The sequence below is a fragment of the Shewanella litoralis genome, from assembly GCF_009828585.1.
Classification (GTDB): Bacteria; Pseudomonadota; Gammaproteobacteria; order Enterobacterales; family Shewanellaceae; genus Shewanella; species Shewanella litoralis.
The window spans coordinates 138153-155418 of the sequence record NZ_WSRZ01000007.1; the positions used below are offsets into that span (position 1 = coordinate 138153).

13 protein-coding genes and 4 tRNA genes are annotated in these 17266 nt (G+C 42.5%); 3 read left to right on the forward strand and 14 right to left on the reverse strand.

Features of this window, described 5'->3' with window-relative positions; genetic code table 11:
* Positions 1-47: 47 nt before the first annotated feature.
* The 10 genes from GQA99_RS08090 to GQA99_RS08135 form a co-directional block, all read right to left on the reverse strand.
* Positions 48-133 (reverse strand) — tRNA-Leu (locus GQA99_RS08090).
* A gap of 47 nt (positions 134-180) precedes the next feature.
* Positions 181-254, reverse strand: a tRNA-Cys gene (locus GQA99_RS08095).
* 40 nt (positions 255-294) lie between these two features.
* Positions 295-370: transfer RNA gene (locus tag GQA99_RS08100), tRNA-Gly, on the reverse strand.
* A gap of 248 nt (positions 371-618) precedes the next feature.
* Positions 619-1167 (reverse strand): CDP-diacylglycerol--glycerol-3-phosphate 3-phosphatidyltransferase, encoded by a 549-nt coding sequence (gene pgsA, locus GQA99_RS08105; protein ID WP_160053389.1) that lies wholly within the window; start codon positions 1165-1167, stop codon positions 619-621.
* 44 nt (positions 1168-1211) lie between these two features.
* Entirely contained in the window at positions 1212-3044 is a 1833-nt protein-coding gene (gene uvrC / locus GQA99_RS08110) for an excinuclease ABC subunit UvrC (protein ID WP_160053390.1), read from the reverse strand.
* Between the two features lie 39 nt (positions 3045-3083).
* On the reverse strand, positions 3084-3728 hold the full coding sequence (gene uvrY, locus GQA99_RS08115) for a UvrY/SirA/GacA family response regulator transcription factor (protein ID WP_160053391.1): 645 nt from the start codon (positions 3726-3728) through the stop codon (positions 3084-3086).
* A 247-nt stretch (positions 3729-3975) separates the two neighbouring features.
* Entirely contained in the window at positions 3976-4395 is a 420-nt protein-coding gene (locus tag GQA99_RS08120; protein WP_160053392.1) for a secondary thiamine-phosphate synthase enzyme YjbQ, read from the reverse strand.
* A gap of 458 nt (positions 4396-4853) precedes the next feature.
* Complete coding sequence (locus GQA99_RS08125) at positions 4854-5525, reverse strand: SCO family protein (RefSeq protein ID WP_160053393.1); 672 nt, start codon at positions 5523-5525, stop codon at positions 4854-4856.
* Positions 5500-6084 (reverse strand): toxin-antitoxin system YwqK family antitoxin, encoded by a 585-nt coding sequence (locus tag GQA99_RS08130; protein WP_229785866.1) that lies wholly within the window; start codon positions 6082-6084, stop codon positions 5500-5502. The genes GQA99_RS08125 and GQA99_RS08130 overlap by 26 nt, the downstream gene beginning before the upstream one ends.
* Positions 6071-6928 carry a YHYH protein gene (locus GQA99_RS08135; RefSeq protein WP_160053394.1) on the reverse strand — a complete coding sequence of 286 codons (858 nt, stop codon included), beginning with the start codon at positions 6926-6928 and terminating at the stop codon, positions 6071-6073. The genes GQA99_RS08130 and GQA99_RS08135 overlap by 14 nt, the downstream gene beginning before the upstream one ends.
* A gap of 416 nt (positions 6929-7344) precedes the next feature.
* Between GQA99_RS08135 and GQA99_RS08140 the strand changes: the two genes are divergently transcribed.
* Positions 7345-8811, forward strand: a complete 1467-nt coding sequence (locus tag GQA99_RS08140) for a DASS family sodium-coupled anion symporter (protein ID WP_160053395.1) — start codon at positions 7345-7347, stop codon at positions 8809-8811.
* A 92-nt stretch (positions 8812-8903) separates the two neighbouring features.
* On the opposite strand, the gene GQA99_RS08145 is transcribed toward GQA99_RS08140, so the two are convergent.
* Complete coding sequence (locus GQA99_RS08145) at positions 8904-10538, reverse strand: methyl-accepting chemotaxis protein (RefSeq protein ID WP_160053396.1); 1635 nt, start codon at positions 10536-10538, stop codon at positions 8904-8906.
* Between the two features lie 747 nt (positions 10539-11285).
* Here GQA99_RS08145 and GQA99_RS08150 point away from each other — a divergent pair.
* Together GQA99_RS08150 and yidZ are read left to right on the forward strand one after the other, a co-directional pair.
* Entirely contained in the window at positions 11286-12509 is a 1224-nt protein-coding gene (locus GQA99_RS08150) for an MFS transporter (protein WP_276615937.1), read from the forward strand.
* Positions 12484-13452, forward strand: coding sequence for an HTH-type transcriptional regulator YidZ (gene yidZ / locus GQA99_RS08155; RefSeq protein ID WP_160053397.1), 969 nt, complete (start codon positions 12484-12486; stop codon positions 13450-13452). The genes GQA99_RS08150 and yidZ overlap by 26 nt, the downstream gene beginning before the upstream one ends.
* A gap of 260 nt (positions 13453-13712) precedes the next feature.
* On the opposite strand, the gene GQA99_RS08160 is transcribed toward yidZ, so the two are convergent.
* The 3 genes from GQA99_RS08160 to GQA99_RS08170 form a co-directional block, all read right to left on the reverse strand.
* Positions 13713-15827 (reverse strand): TonB-dependent siderophore receptor, encoded by a 2115-nt coding sequence (locus GQA99_RS08160; RefSeq protein WP_160053398.1) that lies wholly within the window; start codon positions 15825-15827, stop codon positions 13713-13715.
* Between the two features lie 205 nt (positions 15828-16032).
* Positions 16033-17025, reverse strand: a complete 993-nt coding sequence (locus GQA99_RS08165; RefSeq protein ID WP_160053399.1) for a site-specific integrase — start codon at positions 17023-17025, stop codon at positions 16033-16035.
* 104 nt (positions 17026-17129) lie between these two features.
* A tRNA-Ser gene (locus tag GQA99_RS08170) sits at positions 17130-17219 on the reverse strand.
* Positions 17220-17266: the final 47 nt, after the last annotated feature.

The following is a 17266-nucleotide window of genomic DNA, read 5'->3' on the forward strand; positions in this document are numbered from 1 at the left end:
GGCTTTTTTACACCATACTTACGTATGCAATTTCTTACTATAAATAATGGTACCCGAGGCCGGACTTGAACCGGCACGCTTATTCAGCGAGGGATTTTAAATCCCTTGTGTCTACCGATTCCACCACTCGGGCAAAGTGTGTTTTAACCGTTACTCATTGTAACCATTAAAAGCAATTTGTGGAGGCGCGACCCGGAGTCGAACCGAGATCGACGGATTTGCAATCCGCAGCATAGCCATTCTGCCATCGCGCCATACTTACCAACTTCAAATCCATCGGATAAGATAAGAAATTGGAGCGACATATCGGGTTCGAACCGATGACCTATACCTTGGCAAGGTATCGCTCTACCAACTGAGCTAATGTCGCTTACAAAACTTTTATAATGCATATTATCACTGCCAATAAGGTATCGTCTTTCAACCTATTCAACTGAGCTAATGTTGCATTTTCAATCTCGTAAACAACCATGATTAACATATCACCCTAAGGCTTGCTGCTGACTCATCACTTGTCTACGGGGAGGCATTCTACCGAATTAACCTCGTGTGTCAATTATTGATTTAAGCAATTTTGACTGTTTGCGCACTAAATAAACTTATTGAACTATTATTACACTATTCAGCGGTTAAATCTTTCCAAGCTGCTGAAATATAACTCATCATCGACCAAAACGTTAATGCCGCTGCAACATAAAACAATGCAAAAGCTAAGTCAGTGAGTAACGGTGTGGGCTTCCAAATCAGGCCAACAATTGCCGCCATCTGCGCTGCCGTTTTATATTTACCTATCCAGGACACGGCGACTACGCCACGTTTACCTATTTCTGCCATCCATTCACGTAATGCTGAAATGACAATCTCACGGCCAATCATAAACAACGACGCTAAGGTTAAGTACATATTGTCATTTTGTTGAACCAGTAAAACCAGTGCAGTTGACACCATGACTTTATCGGCAACCGGATCTAAAAAAGCACCGAAACGAGTTAATTGACCTAGTTTGCGCGCCGCGTAGCCGTCTAACCAATCCGTTAGCGCTGCGAGCCAAAAAATAAATGCGGCGACAAAAGGCGCCCATGTATAGGGGAGATAAAAAATCACTATAAATACAGGCAGCAGAGCAATACGAAATAAAGTCAGTGCGATAGGTACATTAAACGGCATAAAAAGACCAATTTGTCAGAAGCAGCGCCAATCTTGCCTTAATTTTAGCCCCCTCGCAATGCATCGTGAATTGTTTGTGCCATTTCTAGGCTAATTCCGGGTACTTTTATTAATTCTGCCACGCTTGCACCTTTGACTTCTTGTATTCCGCCAAGATGTTGCAGCAAGGCTTTACGTCTTTTAGGGCCAACGCCAGGAATAGATTCGAGTGTTGAAGTGTTACGCGTTTTTTGACGTTTGTTTCGATGTCCGGTAATCGCAAAACGATGTGACTCGTCACGAATATGCAAAATAAGGTGAAATGCGGGTGAGTCGCTTGGGATCTCAAAGGTTTGTTCGCTGCCGCCCACTGTAAAGGTTTCTAACCCTGCTTTGCGCCCCTCACCTTTAGTGACACAGATTAACAGTGGTGGTTTATCAATCTTAACGCACTTTTCATCGACAATCGTTTGCGCCACGCGCAACTGGCCAATACCACCGTCAATAAATAAAAGGTCTGGCACTTTGCCATTGTTGTCTATTTTATCAAAACGTCGGCTAATGGCTTGTTCCATTGCGGCATAGTCATCGCCGCCAGTAATACCGGTAATGTTGTAGCGCCGATAGTCCGCTTTGTGTGGCCCTTCGCGGTTAAACACCACGCAAGATGCAACCGTACTCTCACCCATGGTGTGGCTAATATCAAAACATTCCATGCGTTTTATTGGTTCGTTAAGCTCTAAAGCTTCTTCTAAAAGTTGGAAACGCTGCTCAACGGTATTTTTGTGCGATAACCGCGTCGCAACGGCATTACTGGCGTTTGTCATTGCTAAGCGTAAAAAATTAGCCCTGTCACCACGCACCTGAGTTTTAAGCTCAAACTTTTTATCTAAGGCATGCTCAATCGATGCCTCAAGCTCTTTTATTCCATCAAACGAATGGCTTAAGATAACTTCTTTGGGGATGGTTCGCTGAATATCAGCATTTAGATAAAACTGAGCCAGGAATGAGGATAACACCTCTTCAATGTCGGTTTCAGCAGGTACCGAGGGATAATAACTGCGGCTACCAAAGATTTTACCATCGCGAATAAACAACAAATGAAAGCAGGCAATCCCAGAGGCGTAATCCACCCCTATCACATCCATGTCACCTTTGTGGTTGGACACTTCTTGCTGCTCAGCAACACGCCTTAATGCTGTAATTTGATCGCGATATTGCGCCGCTTGTTCATATTCCATGCCAACCGCTGCGGTTTCCATTTTAGCCACCAGCTGGCTAATCACCTGTTTGTCTTTACCACGTAAAAACAATCCAGCCAATTTAACTTGTTCGCTGTATTCATCATCGCTCACAATACCGACACAAGGGGCACTGCAACGATCGAGCTGGTATTGTAAGCATGGCCGTGAGCGTGACTTATAGTACAAATCATCACATTGGCGAATAGGAAACAGCTTTTGCATTAAGTGCAAACTTTCGCGTACTGCGCCGCCATTAGGATAAGGTCCAAAATAGTGGCCTTTTTCGCGCTTAGGGCCACGATGATAGGCAAGTCTTGGGTGTTTATGGCCGCTCAGTAAAATATACGGATAGGACTTATCATCACGCAGCAGCACATTGTATTTGGGCATGTACTGTTTGATGTAATCGTTTTCGAGCAACAATGCATCGGTTTCGCTATGCGTCACCGTCACATCGATATGATCAATATGCGACACTAATGCTTGCGTTTTTACACTGGGAATATTGCTGCGAAAGTAAGAGCTGAGGCGTTTTTTAAGGTCTTTGGCTTTACCAACATAAATCACTTGTTGGCGTATATCGTACATTCGATATACGCCTGGTGCGCTGGTAACCGTTTTTAAGAAAGATTTGGCATTAAAACCACTAGGCATGATTAAAGCTACTTAATGCGTTACGCGGGATATTCCCAACTAAAATGAACCTGTGTCGAGCATTTTGTAACGAATCGCTAAACGGGTCAACTCAACATCACCACCAATGCCTAATTTAGCAAATAAGCGATAGCGATAACTGTTAACCGTTTTAGGGCTTAAGTTTAGCTTTTCAGAAATATCATTGACCTTTTCGCCGTTGGTAATCATTAACATTATTTGTAGTTCGCGCTCAGACAAACTGCTAAATGGATTTTCATCAGAGTGATTAAACTGGCTGAGCGCCATTTGTTGGGCGATTTCTGGCGACAAATAACGTTGGCCGCGAGCCACTTGAGTAATGGCTTTAAGAACCTCTGGCGAAGTTGAACCTTTGGTTAAGTAACCCGACGCTCCCGCTTGCATCACCTTAGTGGGAAACGGATCTTCAGTTTGTACTGTTAATACAATAATTCGAGCTTCAGGCTGATAGCGCAAAATTTTACGCGTTGCTTCTAAGCCGCCCATACCTGGCATGTTCATGTCCATCAAAATAACATCAGCTTCATTCTGCCTCGACCACTGAACAGCGGTTTCACCGTCGGGCGCTTCACCGACAACTTTAATACCGCGTTCGTCTTCAAGAATGCGACGGATCCCCGTTCTCACGAGTTCATGATCGTCAACCAAATATACAGATATCACGTTAACCCACCTATTTTTATGCGTTATTCTTTTAAAATCTTTAGGGCCGTTTTATAGCATGCGGTTGATGGCTAAATAGTGCCAATAAGACCACAAATGTTAATTGTATTATTAAGACACTTGAATTTAGCATCTTTACATTTACTGACACAAGCAAAGTCATAACCGAACGTGAGGAATGCATACAAAACATGCAATTATGTTATCTACTGTACGGTAATTTTCTATCCACGGTTAACGTTATCGACTATTCGCCTTGAACTGTAACAATAATTGTTCTCGATGACGCATTATCGCGATGTTCACACAAATACAACCCTTGCCAGGTACCTAAATTCAAACGGCCTTGGGTAATGGGTATGGTTTGGCTCACACCGATTAACGTTGATTTTATGTGCGCGGGCATATCATCAAGCCCTTCATATGTGTGCTTAAAATAAGGTGCACCTTCTGGTGCAAGTACATTGAAATGGCGTTCCATGTCACCGCGTACTGTCGGATCAGCATTTTCGTTAATGGTTAAAGAGGCTGAAGTGTGCTGAATAAATACCTGCATTAAGCCCACATCAATCTCACGCAGTTGGGGGATATGCCGCACCACCTCATCGGTAATAAGATGAAAACCACGTTTTTTGGGGGTTAGCGTAATACTTTTTTGGATCCACATAGACAAAGCCCTAAATCACAAAACATTTCAATGTTGGCCTAACGAAAAACTCGCATTCACCACCAAACAGAGCATCATACCATAAAAGTAAATTGTACAATCACCATAGGGCATACACTCAAGTTTAACACTTCGATAGAACATACCGAGTTAATAGTTTGGTTTGAACAGAAAACATCTGCAATAGCATAAAATACTATGATTACTGGTGAAAATGCTATTTGATAAATGCATACCTGGCTAAGTGATCTTTGCGGTAAATGCACTCAAGTTACGAGGGCGATTCTGATAATCACGAAAGTGCTTGATTTAAAAAGGCCGAGAGATCGGGGCTGGCTAAAAAATAAGTGATAAGGGGCTAAATCGATTGAGCATGACAAGGTTTAGGTCGGCCATCAAGTTACTTAAGCCGTTTTCGTACTCATTCTGACAAACGAAAACGGCTTATACAATTACAATTACTCGCTCATTAAACGTTTTATATCAGTAATCAAGTTCGCAACCGAGGTATTATTTAAACCATTATAAATGCCTCTGATATGTCTATTTTTATCCACCAGCACTAAATTTTCAGTGTGTAAAAAATCTTCCTTGCTGACATATTCACCTAAGTCTTCATTGGCAAAATAGGCGTTTTTAGCCAGTGCATAAATCTGGTCTCGCTCGCCTGTCACTAACTGCCATTTAGCGGCATCAATATGATTTTTTTGAGCATATTGTTGCAACACTTCAACTGTATCATTACCGGGTTGAATAGAATGAGACACAATCATAATGTCGTCATCATCCATAAACTCACTTTGCACTTTAGACAACTGCGATTTCATTCGAGGGCAAATACCTGGGCAGCGGGTAAAGAAAAAGCTCGCCACATAGATTTTATCTTTTACCGTATCTTGAGTGACGAATGCCCCTTGTTGATTCATAAAACTAAATGCAGGTATTTGGTGAAAATCAGCCAGCTCTGGGCTATCAGACTTAAACCAATGTGGAGTAAACTCGGCACTGCCATAATAAGGTAACTCGGCCAACGCGGGTTCGCCACTGGGCTGAGCCATCAACGGCAAAGCCGCAAACTGAACAGCTAACATCGCCATTAACACATTAATCAGATTCAACCACTTCTTCATCTTCTAATCCTACACACATATTTGAACGTTTAAGGCCAAACACTCGCCCGTTAATATATTCATAATTGCTAAAAAGTTTGCCGTTACGACGCCAGGCCTGTTGCAGCCCAACCTCAATCCCATTTTCATAATTCATCTTTTTGAATAACTCGCCAGTGGCATACCATTGCAACGACGTGCCATTGACCTTACCTTGCCGATAAACCGACTCAGAACGCATATTGCCATTGCGCCACCAGCTTTGTGTTACGCCTTCTAGCACACCCGCAACATAATGAGAGTCGAACGCTAACGTGCCGTTTTCAAACCATTGCCGCAAAAAACCGTCTCGTAGACCTTGTTCAAAATGGGCTAACTTTGCCATTTGTCCATTGGGATAAAAAGTGACTGAGTCACCCGTAAAAGGGGTGTTTTGGTACATCCTTAGCCCAGTTGTAGGCGAAATACTGATGTGCTGACTTGCTATTGGCTCAGTTGTTACCGTAAAAAAATGGCTATAACTCAGATCCGCTAACAGGATTGAACCCAAAATAATCAGTAAAGGCTTAACGGATAGCACTGGCTGAACCTTGATAATTACCTGGGAATAAAATGTAATACGAGCCTAAATACAGCTCATTTTGAATGTGATAATGGTATTCAGCATCTTGAGCAAATTGGGTTATCGACGTATGCCCGCCCGACTCATCTAAGTCTGTTGGATAAGTCCCTGTGGAGTTACACTTTCGACCGTATAAAAAGAAACCATCGGCAATCACCCCCACTAAATTCGAATCATCGTCTGAAAATGAAATGGGTTCCAGGTGGTAATGATAACTTTGCGGCCCAGTGTGCGCGCCGTTAAAGTCGAGGCTAGTTGCTGCATCATCCAACGGAATGCCAGGGCCTTCTTCATCGTTATAAATAACCGCACCACTGACTGCAATACCAATAGCGCCAAGCCCCGTTGCTGAGGTTGTGCCGGCTTTAGATGGTGAGTTATTAACGGTTAAGGTGTAGGTGCCCACAAAGTCATCGATATAGCCAGGAGCCATTTTTGCGTAAGAAGTTACTGTGGGCTCGACATGTAACTCATGGCTAGCGGACCAATACGGCGAGGTATGGTTGGGTAATCCGTTGGTTTCGATGATGACCTTCGTGCCGCTGAGCACCACGTTGACGTTATCTTGATCAAACTCGTAATACGCCGTATGTAAAATACCACTGCCTAAGTCTTCTGTACCTGAATCTGTGTCTGTGTCTGTGTCTGTGTCTGTGTCTGTGTCTGTGTCTGTGTCTGTCGCAGTATCAGCTGCACTCTCGCTAGCGGTGTCGGTGTCTTCAGAACCACCACAACCAGGTAAATTCAACAGTAAAGCGCCGGAAATTGCAATGCTCAGTAAGCGTAAATGTGGGTTTTTCATGTGATATCTCATGATGTAAACATAAGACAAAGCTTAACAATGAAATGTGCAGCAGATGTGCAGAAATAATGAATAATCAGCACGTTTGTATCTATTTATGTTAACGCTGTTAATTCAGCTAATTAAATCCCCCCCCCATTAACATCATGCTCAGATGCGTCAGTTCATATTGAACCCAAATATTCTGCTGGCATAACTTGCATCAAAACGCTTTTTTGCCTGTTTAGCACTTAAGCTATCGCGATTATTTTTCAACTCTTCATGACGTATTGCCGCAATGAGAATTCGTTCACAAAATTAGTTGCCACAAAGACTTAGTATCAAGTTATCGCATTAATTCAAGCAAAAGAGTTGCTCAACCCAACCCACAGTTCTCTTGATGTTAACCATGTATTCTCCACCCTAAGGATGCAGCAATGAAAAATACTGATATTCGCGTTATTCCAGGCATAATTTCAATTGCGATAATTCTCTTTCTTTGGTTTATCGTTGAGCCACCGCAAGGGGTAACAGCCAATGCATGGCATTTACTGGCGCTATTTGTTGGTACTGTTGTCGCCATTATTGGTAAAGCAATGCCGATTGGCGCCATTGCGGTGTTGGCCATTACTTTAGTCGCGTTGACAGGCGTAACCAATGACAAACCTTCAGACGCAATTAAAGATGCACTAAGTGGTTTTTCTAACTCATTAATTTGGTTAATTGGTATCGCGATTATTATCTCGCGTGGGTTAGCTAAAACCGGTCTTGGTAATCGTATCGGCTATTACTTTATCTCCTTGTTTGGCCGAAAAACCATTGGTATAGGCTATGCGCTTGCGTTGTCCGAGTTAGTTATCGCTCCCGTTACGCCAAGTAATACAGCCCGTGGCGGCGGAATTATCCACCCGATAATGAAATCAATAGCCACCAGCTTTGGCTCGTCACCAGAAGAAGGGACATCCAGAAAAATTGGTCATTACCTTGCCTTAGTTAATTATCACTCCAACCCCATAACCTCAGCTATGTTTATTACCGCCACGGCACCTAACCCATTAATCGTTAAATTAATTGCCGATGCTACGGGCGCAGATATTAGTATCACCTGGGGCACCTGGGCACTGGCGGCTTTGTTACCTGGTTTATTGTGTATTGCGCTAATGCCGTTAATTATTTATGCGGTATACCCACCGGAAATTAAACGAACCCCAGACGCCCGCGTATATGCTAAAGATAAATTAGCCAACATGGGCCCAATGACTTTTGCTGAAAAAATCATGGTCAGTGTGTTTGGTTTGTTATTGGTGTTATGGGCAGGCGTACCCGCCATGATATTTGGTGCAGCCTTTGCGGTTGACACTACCGCCGTGGCATTTTTAGGGTTATCAATTTTATTACTCAGTGGCGCACTCAGTTGGGAAGATGTACTTAAAGAAAAAGCCGCCTGGGATACCGTTGTGTGGTTTTCTGCTTTAGTCATGATGGCGACATTTCTCAATAAATTGGGGTTAGTGACTTGGTTTTCTGGCGTGGTTGAAAGCAATATCGCTCAACTTGGCGTGGGCTGGATGATTTCGGTGATAATATTGGTGGTGGTTTACTTTTATGCACACTATTTCTTTGCTAGCACAACCGCGCACATTACTGCTATGTTTGCCGCCTTCTTTGCTGCAGGTATTGCATTAGGTGCCCCACCTTTATACCTTGGTTTGCTACTTGCCGGGGCATCGTCATTAATGATGTCATTAACCCATTATGCAACTGGCACCTCACCCATTATTTTTGGCTCTGGTTACGTATCAATGGAACATTGGTGGACAATGGGCTTTATTATGAGCGTAGTTAACTTAACCATTTGGGGCGTGGTTGGCGGGCTTTGGTGGAAGGTACTTGGCTTTTGGTAAATGTATCGCAATCAATTGACTGCTTGTTATAGATTAACGCTGACAAACGCCTTAGGCGACTTGTCAGCGTTATTGTTTATTCTATTATCTATTTACAATGACTCTGTCTTAAACTGCTTAACGTTTAACTCTAAACTCTGCGCTAACGCTTCTAATTGATGGCTTGCCGCGGTAATTTTGCTCGCCTCTTGTTGTGCCAATAATGCAGAGTTGGTGATTTGAATAAAGTTTTGATTAATCTCTGCTGCAACCACAGATTGCTGCTCTGCGGCTGTGGCAATTTGGGTATTCATATCACTGATTTTAGACACCGACAGATTGATGGCCGTTAAAGACTCACCGGCACGTTTAGCTTGCCCAACACTGCTATTAGCTTGCTCCTGCCCTTCATTCATCACGGTAACAGCCTTGGCTGAGCTGGTGCTCATGCTTTCAATCACCGCTTGAATTTGTTGAGTTGACTCCTGGGTACGCTGGGCAAGGTTACGCACTTCATCTGCAACCACGGCAAAGCCACGGCCTTGTTCGCCCGCTCGCGCGGCTTCAATGGCCGCATTTAAGGCCAATAAGTTAGTTTGCTCTGCAATGCCTTGAATAACATCTAATACGGTGCCGATTTCTTTGCTGTCTTTCGACAATAAATGAATAATATCGGCTGCTTCACTGACTTTAGCTGCAAGTGCATCAATGTCGTTTTGTGTTTGAGTCACCTCAAGCTGGCCTGCGTTAAACTCGTTGGTTGCTGTTTGCGACAGTAAAGCGGCATCATTGGTATGGTTAGCCACTTCATTAACCGTACTCGACATTTGGTTAATGGCAGCGGCGCCATTATCTGTTGCGAGCTTTTGGTTGTTAATAAGGTGCTCGTTTTGTTGTGCTGTTTGATACAGTGCTTTAGATGCTGCAAGCAATTTGTTAGCGGTACGCATCGAGTTTTGCGTAATTTCAGTCAAATTCACAGTTAAATCCTGCACCGCACTTAATATACTGTGAGAAGAATCAACAGAAAACTTTACCGTGAGATCGCCTCGAGCAATTTGTTGGATGACATCGGCTGCATATTCTGGCTCACCGCCAATAATATTTCTTAAGCGTTTAACTGAAGTCAACGCAACGACACTACCAATCAATAATGCCATGGCCGTCACGATTAACATCACCGACTGAAAACTGGAAGTTTGCTCACGCGCAGCAGACACTTGTTGCTGAATTTGAGCTTCTTGATAATCAATAAGTTTATTAATTCTTTTTAGCCACTCGCTATATAACGGCGAAACGGTCACTAATAAGTGTTCTGTTGCTACATCATTTTGGCTCGAATTCACCATCTGTAACAAGGTTTCAGTAGCCGCTAGTGTGGTCACTTCAATGTCTTTAATCGCTTGCAGTAAACTTAACTCTTCATTGCTGTGCTGCACGTTGGCATACATAGTATTGAGTGTTTGTGCCGCGGTGAGGTAAAACTCTTTAAGGCGATTAATATCATTTTGATGTTGTTGCGACAATGAAGCATTGTTGACTAACACGGCATCTCGAATAGAAATGGCGCGATCATGCACACTGCCTCTGAAGTTAATCGCTTGGCGCTGTTCTACTGCGGTTTGCTCAGACAATTGGGTTAAATTGCTGTCTGCAACACTGATTTTAAATAAACCAAACAAGGTAATACCAACCATAATGACCAGTAAACTTGCAAAGCCAAAGTACAGGCGGCTTATTATTCTCATGATTAACACCTTATATGTGATTAAGTTTGTTAGGTATTCTTGCGCGATACACATTAAGCTAAATAACTAATGCGTAAGTAAAATATTTATTTGACCGTTAAATGACCGCAGTAAGTTAATTCACTTTTTTGCTCGCAATGTAACCATAAGAGTTCCATCTCAATGCTTGGTGCCGTAATGTAACAGATGTTCAATAAAGACTAAAATCTTATCCAGTAAAGACCGAAACATTCACTCAAAAATTGCAACGATTTCATGCTGCCAATATATACCCAATCAACTTGAAGATACGTGTTTCAGAGCTTCACCGTGTTTTCAATACTAGGCGCGTTAATGCGGTAATGTAGGCACCTTATAAATTAGCGCAACAACGCTCTTGATTTAATAATCAGGGGAACACGGTGAAACTCCCAAAGGGCAAGTTTTACACGCGTTTATGCTGCGGCTTATGTTAATTTAGCTGATTTTGGAAAGGGACTAACCATTACCCGCAATCAATGCCTTGCCTAAACGCGTGTAAATTCTTGCTGAAATCGAGCATCTTCAGGTTGTTTGGGTATAAACACGGCATACTTCAGCACGCTCAATACGAGTACAACGCTCTTTTAGCTCACTATGGTTAAGCAAAGGCTTAACATGCCCATGTCGTAAATAGAAATACCTGTTGTCAAAATGGCAACTCGTGCATCACATGCTTTCACCTTATCCTTAACTAACCTGAGTTCGGGATAACTAATAAGTGAAGATATGATGACTCGATTTATACTCTGTAGCTTTGCGCTCGTTCTGCTCTATCCAACGGCAATCGATCTCTATTTAGTCGGCTTGCCTCAAATAGCCAAAGATTTGGGCGCGAGTGAATCACAACTGCATATTGCTTTTTCTGTATATTTAGCTGGCATGGCGACGACCATGGTGTTTGCCGGTAAATTAGCAGACAAAATTGGCAGAAAACCTATCGCCATTGCTGGGGCGATTATTTTTACCCTCGCCTCAGCAATGGGAAGTATAGTCGATAACAGCCAAGCCTTTTTGATAGTCCGCTTTATTCAAGGCATTGGCGCTGGGGGTTGTTATGTGGTCGCCTTTGCTATTTTACGCGATACATTAGACGACGAGCGGCGGGCAAAGGTGTTATCCATGGTCAATGGCATTACCTGTATTATGCCGGTCATTGCCCCCGTGATAGGCCACTTGATTATGCTTCGCTATCCCTGGTCAAGCTTGTTTATCACCATGGCGGGGATGGGAGTATTGGTGTGTTTGTTATCTGTGTTTGTGTTACAAGAAACTCACAATAAAACGCTAATGCCATCGGCTGAACACTCACACAATTCGGCACCCACAACAGATGCACAAATAGCCGCGACTGAATTTTTTTATGAGCGATTTTTCTTAAGTAGATTACTCATCAGTGCCATTGCAGTGACCGCAATTCTGACTTTTGTAAATACATCTCCGATGTTAATCATGAATACCATGGGTTTTAGCCGCGGCGAATACTCAACCACCATGGCCTTAACTGCACTGGTGAGTATGTTAACCTCGTTTGCAATGCCATTTGCGTTGTCTTTTTTCCACCAGCGCAGCTTAATGATTCTCTCTCAAGGACTATTTGTCACTGCTGCAATCATACTTGGGGTAACGCAATTAGCGCCAAGCTATCAATTGCTGAGCTTATTCGGTTTTAGTCTTATTTGTGCCAGTTTTTCTATTGGCTTTGGTGTGGTGATGAGCCAAGCATTAAGCCCTTACCGCTTTAGGGCCGGCGTGGCCAGTTCAATACTGGGTGTGGTTCAGGTTTGCAGTTCAGCATTATTTATTTGGTTGCTGGGTTTGTTAGGGGTAAGTGCATTGAATATGCTGATATTAATCTTGCTAATTGGTGGTGTTATTAGCATGGTTTTAATACTATTAATCCCTTCAGCACTGCAGAGTGACACCCATGAACAAATCGTTAGCACGCCTTGATCTCAACCTGCTTATTACTTTGCAGTTACTGTTGCAAGAATTGAGTGTGTCTAAAGCAGCCAAAAAGCTCAATGTGACACCTTCAACGGTGAGCAAATCACTGAGCAAATTAAGAGAATGGTTTGACGACCCGCTGTTTGTTAAAACGCCCCATGGATTTAGCCCAACCTCGCTGGCCATTAGCATGGAGCAAGAGTTAGCCGATTGGCTGCAGTTAAGCAGTCAACTATTAGCAAAACGTGGTGATGAAATCCCCAATGGTATTCGCTTTAACCTTGCGATGGAATCGCCGCTCTTACTGACCATGTTTAATCAGCTAAGCCAACAGATTTACCATAAATACCCTGATGCTAAAGTCAAAGTGCATAACTGGGATTACGACTCCATTGAAGCCATTATTCGGGGCGAAGTTGATATTGGCTTTACTGGACGCGAAAGTCACCCCAGATCAAAAGAGTCAATTGAACTGCTGCCCTACTTTATTAATTATGAAGTGTTATTTACCGATCTTCCGGTGGTTTATCTGCATAAAAGTCATCCTGCGTTACAAGAAGAGTGGAACATTTCGACTTTTGTAAAGTACCCGCAAATCAATATCACTTGGGAAAAATGCGACACCTGGGCATTAGATGAAGTGTTAATTGAAATGGGCCTAAAACGCAATATTGAACTCACCATGGCCACCTTTGAGCAATCGTTATTTATGACCGCTCAACCCGGCCACGAGATGATCACAACGGCGCCGCAATATTGCCAACATTACTGTCAAAAAGTGCACCCCGACTTAGTGTGTTTACCCATCCCTGTCGACAGTGCATTACAAGCAAAACTGATGATCCCCTTCACCCTCATTTGGCATAAACGTAATAATCAAAACCCTAAAATATCCTGGTTAAGAAATGCCATTAAAAGCTTATATAGCGATCTAAACAATCGCCAATAAACACAAGCCATATAGGATCAGTATTGTATTAAGTAAATATTGAGATACCACTGTGGCCAGGGGTATGAGTGTATGTGTGTATGAGTGCCAAAAGTAATACAATTAAGCCGCCAGTAAAATAGCGACTTAGTTAACCTCAATCAATGTGGCGCTGTCGATGCTAAAACAACAAGCTTAAGGGCTTCACTGCGCGTTGACGAGTGCCACTGTGCAGTAAAAACCTTAAGCTAAGTCTGTAATAACAAGTCAATATTAAGCAATTAAAATTGGTACTTCACACTCGCACTAAAATTAATCGGCTCACCCGGCATCGTCCATAACTTGTGGTATGAGCTTTCAAAATATTCCTCATCAAATACGTTGTTTACATCAAGCATCACGCGGACTCTGCTAGTAATATCTACGGCTGCTGATAAGTTAACTAAGGTGTATGAAGGTAAAATATAGTCAGGGTCGGTTGTTTCACCGAGACGGTCGCCAACATAATTAACTGTTGCGCCAAAATAAGCTTCTTTGCCCATAATGTCAGTGTAATGTCGCAACGAAACATGGCCGACATGTTCTGCAACGTTAATTAAACGCGCCCCTTTAGGAATAGGTACACCCCAGTCATTATCAACTAAATCTTTTGCCGTTCTTGCGTCGGTATACGCATAAGCAATATCCAGGCTGGTATCTGCAGTTAATAACGTCGTCAATTGCAATTCAACACCCTGGCTTTCAACTTCACCTAGGGTTGCTGACAGCCCGGTATTGGGCTCAGCAGTTAACATATTTGTTTTACTTGCATCAAAAAGGGCTAAGCTACCAGAAAATCTATCTGCAACATTTTGCCACTTTAGACCCACTTCAAAAGAGTCGGTTTGTTCTGGTTCAAACGCATTTCTATCTGAATCTAGACCCGAGTTTGGTCTAAAACCTTCTGCATAGCTGGTATACACATTGATATTGTCAGCCAGTTCATAAATAAAACCAAAGCGAGAAGATACCTCTGTTTGGTCTTGATCTTGAGACTCATTAGCAAGTTTATCTAATATATCTTGCTCGAAATAATCAACCCTAAAACCGACTAAAAGCTTGGCCTTATCTGTCAGTTCAATTAAATCTTGTGCATATAAGCCAAGGCCTGTTTGCTCTTCAGATGTCACCGTTGTTGGAGAGGTTTCAGGCTGTTCCATTGTGTAGTCAGGATTATTAGGGTCGATAGCATAGGTAGAGTCACCCGATCCCCACGCGGTTCGCCACACTCTGTAATCTGTATCTAATTGGAAGTTGTAATAATCTAACCCTATCAGTAGGTTATTTTTAATACCACCAAGCTCTATGTCACCACTGACTTCAAAACGGGCAGATAAATCTTCTGCCTGATAATCTCGCTCTCTTCTCTGTCTTGATAGCAAATCAGGGTCGGTATAAATCAACTGACGACCAGCAGACAGCTCAGTATCAGAAGACTGGCCTTTAAATGATGAGTCTCGATAAGCTAAGCCCGCTAATAAACTCCAATGATTATTCAGTTGATGATTTAACAACAATTGATGGCCTAGCGCCTTCACTTTGTGTGCACCATCTCGAGTGTCGCCATAAAAATCAGCAGAGTCGACAGAATCAAAGTCATTATCTAACACGTACACGCCACGGTCTAACGCTTTGCTCTGTTCAACCACCTCCATCTCATAGCTTAAGCTCGTGACATCTGAAATATTCCACAAAATAGAAGGGCTTAAATTTAAACTTTCAATGTCAACGCTATCTCGATACGTATCAGAATCTTCGTAAAAGCCGTTTATACGGTAAGCCACATCATCAGTAAGACCTTTAGTGTGGTCAAACTCGATTTGTTTTTTGTCGTAACTGCCTAATGTTCCCTGAATGTAGCCTTGCTCTTCAAATTGCGGCTTTTTGGTAATGATATTCACTGTGCCGCCCGGCTCACCTTGTCCGTATAACGCAGAGCCTGGCCCTTTCATCACTTCAATGGTTTCAATATTAGCCGTGTTTCTGTTACCAGTATAACCACGTGAGTTAAAACCATTAACGAGCGTACCCGTTGGGTTATTTTCGTCACCAGAAAAACCACGCACAGCAAAACTGTCAAACATGCCACCAGAATTATTTTGTCTTACGATACTTGGCGAGAAATCCAAGGCATCCATAAAGTGAGTAATGCCCTCGTTTTTTATGGTATCGGCGTTAATTCTATCAACAGCTTGAGGGGTATCAATTAATGGCACATTGCCACGGTATGGCTGCCATAATCGTTTCACTTCAATACGCTCAATGTCATCTTGAACGTCTGATGTTTGAGTAATATTATCTTGTGCTAATACACCATTAGAAATGACTAATAGTGAACATATAAAGTGCTTTTTCACGTGTTTTGCTCATGAGGAATAAAATAAAAAGAAATGTTACAACATATCAATACATGTAGTCAAAGTGGTACTCGTTACAAATTGTTTAAACATACGTGATGAAACGAAGCTAATTGTGAGAAGTTAATTAGGGTGAATATTCAAAAATCCCTCTAAAAAATATCACATTCGGATTAAGTCTGAACGACCACACTGTAGAATACTGTCATCTGTATTCTGCCGTAATATTCTGCATATAACGTTTGGCATTGAGGTTCTTTAATCGCTGTGCTGCACCGCTGTCATTAATGCTAATACAGTGTACGCCATCGATTAGTTTGATATCTCCAGGTTTGAGCTGGCAGGCTTCTGAGGGCCTTAAGCCACCATAAAGCATTAATTGGGTGACCCATTTGAAATCAGTTGTCGAAGCCTTGAATGATGAGCTGCGAAGTAGGCGTTTAAGCTCAGGATTTGTCCAGCGGTCTCTAGCTTGATTCGGTTTAGCTTTTGGTTTTTGTCCGACAGTAACGCTTTCAAAAGGGTTGTGGTTGCAATAGTTCATTAACTGGCACCACTTAAAAAACTGAAATATAGCAGCTAAGTACTCTTTATTGCTTTTGTAGCTTCGGCCTTGAGTCAGTAACTCATCGCGATAGGTCATCGCATCAGCACTGGTGATGTCATGCACACATTTATCATCAGTTTTAAGCTTGGTTTTAAGAATGGATTTTGATGATACGGTATCAATAAAATGCCGAGTACGCTGCTCAAGCTGCTTGATAGACAGAGGCCTAATGGCTGATTTTTGTTTTGAGATAATAAATGCGCTTAATGCTTCATTTAACCCAATAACAGGCTTTGCTTGCGCCACTGCGGTAGTTTCACGATGCTGAGACAATTTAGTCTCTCTATTGGGGATAGCATGAGGTTTTTGCGTGATGTTGAATGTAATATCAGGATCAGCTGCATCAAACTGAGCTCTAAGATTGTTAATGACCTCATCAACGTAGCGAATAAAGTCATTAATACGGGTTTGATGGTCAATAGACTTGATGATTTTTTTGAGTGCTCCGGCAACATCAATGTTACGGATGACTGCTTCTGCTCTGTCACGAGTCAGTAAGGAGACTTTTACGTCAAAGGGAAAGCCCTTGTCGCGTAAATATTTGGCTAAACAGATACGTGTGAAGTATACGTTGTTGGGTGCTCTGCTCATGTAAAAAACGGATACATTGTCTGAGTCAATCCTTATGGAGAACCCCTCAAACGCCAAAAACAAAAAAAGCCGTTGATAATCAACGGCTTTTCTAGTATTTAATGTGGCGGAGGGATAGGGATTTGAACCCTAGAACGGGGTAAACCGTTGCCGGTTTTCAAGACCGGTGCATTCGACCACTCTGCCATCCCTCCGAACGGCGTGAATAATATAAGTAACTCGTTTGCTTGTAAACTATAAA

What these genes read in the sequence shown, in the direction of transcription:
- pgsA (WP_160053389.1), bottom strand. Translation starts at nt 1,167, where the DNA reads ATGCCGTTTAATGTACCTATCGCACTGACTTTATTTCGTATTGCTCTG.
- uvrC (WP_160053390.1), bottom strand. Translation starts at nt 3,044, where the DNA reads ATGCCTAGTGGTTTTAATGCCAAATCTTTCTTAAAAACGGTTACCAGC.
- GQA99_RS08120 (WP_160053392.1), bottom strand. Translation starts at nt 4,395, where the DNA reads ATGTGGATCCAAAAAAGTATTACGCTAACCCCCAAAAAACGTGGTTTT.
- GQA99_RS08125 (WP_160053393.1), bottom strand. Translation starts at nt 5,525, where the DNA reads ATGAAGAAGTGGTTGAATCTGATTAATGTGTTAATGGCGATGTTAGCT.
- GQA99_RS08135 (WP_160053394.1), bottom strand. Translation starts at nt 6,928, where the DNA reads ATGAAAAACCCACATTTACGCTTACTGAGCATTGCAATTTCCGGCGCT.
- GQA99_RS08140 (WP_160053395.1), top strand. Translation starts at nt 7,345, where the DNA reads ATGAAAAATACTGATATTCGCGTTATTCCAGGCATAATTTCAATTGCG.
- GQA99_RS08145 (WP_160053396.1), bottom strand. Translation starts at nt 10,538, where the DNA reads ATGAGAATAATAAGCCGCCTGTACTTTGGCTTTGCAAGTTTACTGGTC.
- GQA99_RS08150 (WP_276615937.1), top strand. Translation starts at nt 11,286, where the DNA reads ATGATGACTCGATTTATACTCTGTAGCTTTGCGCTCGTTCTGCTCTAT.
- yidZ (WP_160053397.1), top strand. Translation starts at nt 12,484, where the DNA reads ATGAACAAATCGTTAGCACGCCTTGATCTCAACCTGCTTATTACTTTG.
- GQA99_RS08165 (WP_160053399.1), bottom strand. Translation starts at nt 17,025, where the DNA reads ATGAGCAGAGCACCCAACAACGTATACTTCACACGTATCTGTTTAGCC.